This window comes from Nocardioides sp., from assembly GCF_025964975.1.
GTDB lineage: Bacteria > Actinomycetota > Actinomycetes > Propionibacteriales > Nocardioidaceae > Nocardioides.
On record NZ_JAOPXV010000145.1, the window covers coordinates 1 to 7,005 of the forward strand.

General features: G+C 69.5%; 8 protein-coding genes. 3 read left to right on the forward strand and 5 right to left on the reverse strand.

Going from position 1 to position 7,005, the window contains the following annotated elements:
- A partial coding sequence (locus JWN68_RS11050; protein ID WP_297738664.1) for a heme o synthase occupies window positions 1–866 on the forward strand: 866 nt, incomplete at its 5' end.
- Here JWN68_RS11050 and JWN68_RS11055 read toward each other — a convergent pair.
- From JWN68_RS11055 to JWN68_RS11075, 5 genes are read right to left on the reverse strand one after another with little or no spacing between them, the layout of a single operon-like run.
- On the reverse strand, window positions 812–1,735 hold the full coding sequence (locus JWN68_RS11055; RefSeq protein ID WP_297738666.1) for a COX15/CtaA family protein: 924 nt from the start codon (window positions 1,733–1,735) through the stop codon (window positions 812–814). The two genes, JWN68_RS11050 and JWN68_RS11055, sit on opposite strands and share 55 nt — an antisense overlap.
- 2 nt (window positions 1,736–1,737) lie before the next feature.
- A complete protein-coding gene (locus tag JWN68_RS11060; RefSeq protein ID WP_297738668.1) occupies window positions 1,738–2,517 on the reverse strand; it encodes an ABC transporter permease in 780 nt (259 codons plus the stop codon).
- Window positions 2,514–3,446, reverse strand: coding sequence for an ABC transporter ATP-binding protein (locus JWN68_RS11065; RefSeq protein WP_297738671.1), 933 nt, complete (start codon window positions 3,444–3,446; stop codon window positions 2,514–2,516). The genes JWN68_RS11060 and JWN68_RS11065 overlap by 4 nt, the downstream gene beginning before the upstream one ends.
- A gap of 50 nt (window positions 3,447–3,496) precedes the next feature.
- Window positions 3,497–4,357, reverse strand: coding sequence for an ABC transporter permease (locus JWN68_RS11070; RefSeq protein ID WP_297738673.1), 861 nt, complete (start codon window positions 4,355–4,357; stop codon window positions 3,497–3,499).
- Complete coding sequence (locus JWN68_RS11075; RefSeq protein ID WP_297738675.1) at window positions 4,354–5,346, reverse strand: ATP-binding cassette domain-containing protein; 993 nt, start codon at window positions 5,344–5,346, stop codon at window positions 4,354–4,356. Before JWN68_RS11075 ends, JWN68_RS11070 begins: the two co-directional genes overlap by 4 nt.
- 130 nt (window positions 5,347–5,476) lie before the next feature.
- Between JWN68_RS11075 and JWN68_RS11080 the strand changes: the two genes are divergently transcribed.
- Both JWN68_RS11080 and JWN68_RS11085 read left to right on the forward strand, forming a co-directional pair.
- Complete coding sequence (locus JWN68_RS11080) at window positions 5,477–6,106, forward strand: TetR/AcrR family transcriptional regulator (protein ID WP_297738677.1); 630 nt, start codon at window positions 5,477–5,479, stop codon at window positions 6,104–6,106.
- Window positions 6,107–6,161: 55 nt separating this feature from the next.
- Window positions 6,162–6,848: a metalloregulator ArsR/SmtB family transcription factor gene (locus tag JWN68_RS11085; RefSeq protein ID WP_297738679.1), complete on the forward strand. Its 687-nt coding sequence runs from the start codon at window positions 6,162–6,164 to the stop codon at window positions 6,846–6,848.
- The last annotated feature ends 157 nt before the right edge of the window (window positions 6,849–7,005 follow it).

The following is a 7,005-nucleotide window of genomic DNA, read 5'->3' on the forward strand; positions in this document are numbered from 1 at the left end:
CGTACGTCGGCCTCACCAAGCCACGTGTCATCGAGCTGTTGCTGCTGACGACCGTGCCGGTGATGTTCTTCGCCCAACGAGGGATCCCGTCGCTGGGGCTGGTGGCGGCCACCGTCGTCGGCGGCGCGCTGTCGGCCGGGTCCGCGTCGACGTACAACTGCGTCTACGACCGTGACATCGACGAGCAGATGCGCCGCACCCGGAGACGAGCACTGCCCCGGCACATCGTCACCGCGCGTTCGGCCCTGGTCTTCGCGACGATCCTGGCCGTCCTGTCCACCGTGGTGCTGGCGCTGTGGGTCAACTGGCTCAGCGCGGCGCTCTCGGTGCTGGCCAACGCCTTCTACGTCTTCGTCTACACGATGGTGCTCAAGCGGCGGACGACCCAGAACATCGTGTGGGGCGGCCTCGCGGGCTGCTTCCCGGCGCTCATCGGGTGGACGGCCGTGACCGGGGAGCTGGCCTGGACGCCGGTGATCCTCTTCCTGGTCGTCTTCTTCTGGACTCCGCCCCACACCTGGGCGCTGGCGCTGCGCTACCGCGAGGACTACTCGAACGTCGACGTCCCGATGCTGCCGGCGGTCGCGCCGGCGACCGAGGTGGGCCGGCAGATCGTGCTCTACGCCTGGGTGATGGTGGCGACGTCGCTGGCCCTGTGGCCGGTCGCCGACACGAGCCTGTTCTACCCGGTCGCCGCGGCCGTGCTCGGCGTCGTGTTCCTGGTGGAGGCCCACCGGATGTGGCAGCGCACGAAGTCCTCAGACTCGCTCAAGGAGATCAACCCGATGCGCCTGTTCCACATGTCCAACCTCTACCTCTCGCTGCTGTTCGTGGCCGTCGCCCTGGACCCGCTGCTCTTCGGCTGAGGGTGTCGGAAGCGGGTCGTCAGCACGGCCCAGGTGACCGAGGCGGAGATGAGCGCCGCTCCCAGCATGTGCACCCCGACCAGGATCTCGGGCAGGTCGGTGAAGTACTGCACGAAGCCGAGCAGGCCCTGGGCCAGCTCGAGCACGAGCAACCCGGCTGCCGCGTTGCGCACGAGGGTGGCGCCCTGTCGGTGGGCGACCACGACGAGGCCCACGGTCAGGGCGACCAGGGCGTAGACGGCGGCGGCGTGGACGTGGGACATCATTTGCGGGTCCAGCCCGGTGCGCCGCGACTCCAGGTCGCCCGAGTGCGGTCCGCTGCCGGTGACCACGGTGCCGAGGTAGAGGACGACCCAGGTTGCGCCGAATACCAACCAAGCGGGGGTTCGGAGGCGGTCGGTCGCGGGACGGGCCGGGCCCCGCAGCTCGTCGAGGAGCATCACGCAGACCCCGATGATCGCCATCGAGATGAGCAGATGGAGCGCCACGATCCACGGGTTGAGCCGGGTCAGCACCGTGACGCCGCCGAGCAGGGCCTGGGCCGGGATGCCGAGGGCGACCACCGTTGCGAGCCGCGTCGCCCGCTCACGCTCGCTGCGCCACAGCGCGAGGAACGTCGTCACCGCGATCACGACCAGGACCCAGGTGAGCATCCGGTTGCCGAACTCGATCGCCCCGTGGATGCCCAGCTCGCCGTGCACGACGTAGGACTCCTCGGTGCACCTGGGCCAGGTCGGGCAGCCGAGGCCGGACCCGGTGAGGCGTACGGCGCCACCGGTGACGACGATGCCGATGTTGGCGACGAGGTTGGCGACGGCCAGCGGCCAGGCGAAGCGGTGAAGGGTGGCGAGGCGGTCCAGGGCGGTCATGGCTATTCCCAACGGAAGGTACGTGCTGTCAGCAGTGTGGCAAGGACACCCCAGCCGACGAGGATGGCGATCGCCGTGACATCGAGCCGCGCATCGACGAGCGCGGCCCGCATGGCGTCCCCGAGCGCCGCCGAGGGCAACCACGAGATGGGACCGGCCGCTGCGCCGTACGCCGCGGTCGGCAGCACGACGCCGCCACCGGCCATCAGCAGCAGGTAGACCAGGTTGGCCAGGGCCAGCGTCGCCTCGGCCCGCAGCACGCCGGCGACAAAGAGTCCGAGCGCGGCGAAGGCCCAGGTGCCCGCCGCGACCGCGACCAGCACGGACCCCGCCGACACCAGGGGATGGACGAGCGAGGGACGCCAGCCGAGAACGAGGCCCGCCACCACCAGCACCACGAGCTGCAGGACCACCACGTTGAGGAGGGCCAGCACCTTGCCGAGGAGCAGTCCGTGACGAGGGAGGGGGGAGGAGCCGAGACGCTTGATGACGCCGTAGCGGCGCTCGAAGCCGGTGGCGATCGCCAGGGAGGTGAAGGCGGTCGACATCACGGCCAGCGCCAGGACGCCGGGCGTCAGCACGTCGACCGGTTTGTGTCCGGAGAGGTCGAGGCCGAGGCGGTCGGCGGCGAGCACCCCCCCGACGAGCACGATCACGGGGATCACGAGGGCCAGCAGGAGCTGTTCGCCGTTGCGCAGCATCAGGCGCGCCTCCATGCGCGCCTGCGCGGCGACCTGACGGCTCAGCGGGGCCGAGCCGGGACGAGGTGTGAAGGTGTTCATGGCACGAGCTCGCGTCCGGTGAGCCGGAGGAAGACGTCCTCCAGGGTGGCCCGGCCCAGGGTCAGGGACTCCGGCAGGACGTCGTGCTTCTCGCACCAGCGCGACACGGTGCCGAGCGTGCCGCCGTCGGCGGGTCCGGTGACCAGCATGCTCCGGTCGTCGAGCTGGGTGACCTCGGTCTCGGAGCCCAGCTCGCGGCGCAGCGACTCCGGGGCCCCGTCGGGGAAAGGGCGGGTCACGACCAGCCGGATGGTGGCCGAACGGCCGCCGCTGGTCAGCTCGGTGGGGGACCCGGACGCGATCAGGCGGCCCCGGTCGATGATGTGGATCTGGTCGGCGAGGCGCTCGGCCTCGTCCATATGGTGGGTGGTGAGCACGACCGTCACGCCGTCGCCCCGGATCTCCTCCAGGAGCTCCCAGGTCGTACGCCGCGCCTGCGGGTCCATCCCGGCAGTGGGCTCGTCGACAAAGACCAGCTCGGGACGCCCCACCAGCGCCATGGCCAGCCCGAGGCGCTGCTGCTGGCCGCCGGAGAGCCGGCGGTAGGGAGTGCGCCCGCAGTCACCGAGACCGAGCCGGTCGTGCAGCATCGCGGTGTCGAGGGGGTGGGCGTGCAAGGACGCGATGTGGTCCAGCATCTCCATCGCGCGTACGCCGCTCCAGGCGCCGCCGGCCTGGAGCATCACGCCGATACGGGGGAGCAGGGCGGCTCGTTCGCGATGGGGATCGAGACCGAGCACCCGGACCGTCCCGGCCTGCGGCCGTCGATAGCCCTCGCACGTCTCGAGGGTGGTCGTCTTGCCGGCACCGTTGGGGCCGAGCACAGCGGTGATCGAGCCCCGGTCGACCTGCATCGACAACCCGTCGACGGCCCGCTTGTCGCCGTACTGCATCTCGAGGCCGCTGATGAGGACTGCGGGCTCGGACACCACCCAATTCTAGAGACCGGGGCCCCAGAGACCCGGGCCCGGGTCCGCGGTCAGCTGGCCGTGCGCTTGTTGAAGGTGCGGATGGCCAGCGGCGCGACGACCGCGGTGAGCACGACGATCCAGATCATGGTCGCGAGCACCGGGTGCTGGAGGGGCAGCGCGGCGCCCTCGCGGAGCGGGTAGTCGTTGCCCCACAGCTCACGGACGGCTTGGGTGAGGCTCGAGATCGGGTTCCACTCGGCGATCGTCCGGAGCACCGGCGGCATGTTGTCGGTGGGCGCGAACGTGTTGGCCAGGAACGTGATCGGGAACATGGTGGCGAACATGACGCCGTTGACGGCCTCCACCGACCTCATGGCCGAGCCCGCGAGGATGCCGATCCAGATCATCGCGAAGCCCCAGCCGACCAGGAGGAGGTAGCCCAGCGCTGCCTCGGCCACGTTGGTGTTGATCCGCCATCCGATCAACAAGCCCGTCAGCGACATCACGACGAGGCCGATCGAGGAGTGCATCAGGCTGGAGATCGAGCGCCCGATCAGGACCGAGGCCGGGTTGATCGGCAACGACCGCATCCGGTCGACGATGCCCTTCTCCAGGTCGGCGGTGAGTCCGACCGCGACGATGAAGGACGAGAACGCGACCGTCTGGGCCATGATGCCGCCGAGCAGCCAGGCCTTGTAGCCGGCTTCGGTCTCGATGGAGATCGAGCTGCCGAAGACGAAGGCGAAGAGCAGGACGAACATGACCGGTTGGATCGTGACGTCCATCAGCATCTCGGGCATGCGCTTGATGTGGATCAGGTTGCGACGGGTGATGGAGAGCGACTGCCGCAGCACGCCCGTCTGCACGATCTCGGGGCGCTCGAGCTGCGGGCGCGGGATCAGTCGCTGACCTCGGTCGATGTTCGTCATGCGGGCACCTCTTCGGTCATGCGGGTCTCGTCGGTCGGTTCGGTGGTGTCCTCGGCGCGGTGTCCGGTGAGGTGGAGGAAGACGTCGTCGAGGCTCGGTCGTTTCAGCCCGATGTCGTCCAGCTCGATCTCGCTGTCCGCGAACAGGCCCGCGATGCGGGTCATGTGCTGGAGCCCCTCGGCCGAGGCCGTGAGCTGCCTGGCGCCGGGGTCGACGTGGACCTCGGCGACGTGCGCGCGCAGCATCTTCTCGGCCAGCGGCAGGTCGTCCGCGTGGGAGACCGTCAACACCAACGAGGCGGCCCCCGACTGGTCCTTGAGCTGCAACGGCGTTCCTTCGGCGATCACCTTGCCGCGGTCGATGACCACGATGTTGTCCGCGAGCTGGTCGGCCTCCTCGAGGTACTGCGTGGTCAGCAGCAACGTCGTGCCGTCGTTGACCAGCTCGCGCAGCACGTCCCACAGCTCGAGCCGGCTGCGCGGGTCGAGCCCGGTGGTCGGCTCGTCGAGGAACAGCACCGGGGGAGTGGCGATCAGGCTCACCGCCAGGTCGAGACGCCGTCGCATCCCGCCGGAGTAGGTCTTGGCGATCTTGTTGCCGGAGTCGCTGAGGGAGAAGCGCTCGAGCAGATCGTCGGTCGCTCGCTTGATGTAGTCGCTCGACAGGCCGTACAGCGATCCGATCAGCCGGAGGTTCTCCCGGCCCGTCAGCAGCTCGTCGACCGTGGCTGCCTGGCCGGTCAGGCCCATGTTGCGGCGGACCTGGCGCGGGTCGGTGATGATGTCGTGCCCGGCCACCCGTCCGGTGCCGGACGTGGGCTTGGTCAAGGTGGCCATCATCCGCACGGTCGTGGTCTTGCCCGCTCCGTTGGGTCCCAACAGGCCCAGCACCGTGCCCGTCGGCACGCTGAAGCTGACGTCGTCGACGGCCGCCTTGTCACCGAACTTCTTCACCAGGTTTTCGGCCTCGATGGCCGCATCTCTCGACATGTCTCTCACCCTCGGAGCTCATGCGGACAGGAGAAGTCCGCTGCTGATCGGCCGGCAGCGATCCCCCGCCTGCACGTACTCCAATGTCTACACCGTGGACATAATGATGTCCACTGAATAGCCTGTCCGGATGACGGCGACTGCCTACCACCACGGCGACCTGCGCGCTGCCCTGGTCGAGGCGGCCATCGAGCTCGCGCGGCCTGCGGGTGCGGAGTCGATCGTGCTCCGCGAGGTCACTCGCCGCGCCGGGGTCACGCCCCGTGCGGCCTACCGCCACTTCGCCGACCGCGACGACCTGGTGCGTGCTGTCGCCCAGCGCGCCCTCGCCCAGCTCGCCACGGCCATCGAGCGCCGCATGGCTGACACCCTCGAGCCGGACGGGCGGGCGAAGCTGCAGGCCGTCGGGGAGAGCTACATCGCCTTCGCCCTCGACGAGCCGGGGCTGTTCGACGTGGCCTTCTTCGCCATGGACGACATGCTCAACACCACCGCGCCCGAGTCGACGTCGTGCGGCACCGGCCTGTCGCCGTACCAGCTGCTCGAAGCTGCGCTGGAGGCCCTTGTCGCCGAAGGAGGGCTGTCGTCCGCGGATGTCGGCGACGCCGTGATCACCTGCTGGTCGGGGGTGCACGGGTTCGCCACGCTCACCGCTCGAGGTCCGCTCAGGGAGCTGCCTCGACAGCTGGTCGACGAGCAGTCTGCCAGGCTGGTGACGGCTCTGGTGGACGCGGTCGACGGTCGGACGCGCACGGGTTAGGCGACCCTTGCTTGAGGCGAGGAAGCATTAACGTCACACTTGCGTTGTGCAATTCATGAGGCCGACTGCTGCGCCCCCGATCGGGGACGCACCCACCCGTGACCGGGTGGCTCGGTCGATCCTCGAGAACGGGCCCTCCACGGCTCTCGATCTCGCTTCCCGGCTCGACCTGACGCCGGCCGCCGTGCGCCGCCACCTCGATCACCTGGTCGAGGGCGGTCACGTGGAGGCGCGCGAGCAGAAGGTCTACGGGAGCCGCGGACGCGGCCGTCCCGCCAAGGTGTTCGCACTCACCGACGCGGGACGCGACGTCTTCGACCAGCAGTACGACGACCTGGCGGTCCAGGCCCTGAGGTTCCTCTCCGAGACCGGAGGCGACGAGGCCGTCATGGAGTTCGCCCGTCGCCGGGTGGCCTTCGTGGAGCGCGACTACGCGGCCGTCGTCGCCAAGGACTCGTCCCTGACCTCGGCGCAGGCGCTGGCCAGGGTCTTCACCGCCGAGGGCTATGCCGCCAGCGTTCGTGAGCTGCCGATCGGCCAGCAGCTGTGCCAGCAGCACTGCCCCGTGGCCCACGTGGCGCACGAGTTCCCGCAGCTCTGCGAGGCCGAGACCGAGGCCATCGGCCGCGTGCTCGGCACCCACGTCCAACGACTTGCCACCATCGCCCACGGCGACGGTGTCTGCACGACCTGCATCCCGACGTCGACCACGTCGGCATCCACCCAGAAGGAGAAGGCATGACCTCCATCGAAGAACTGAACCCCGAGCTCCAGGGCATCGGCCGCTACGAGTTCGGCTGGTCCGACAAGAACGACGTCGGCGCCAACGCGCAGCGCGGACTCAGCGAGGACGTCGTCCGCAACATCTCCAACCTCAAGTCCGAGCCGCAGTGGATGCT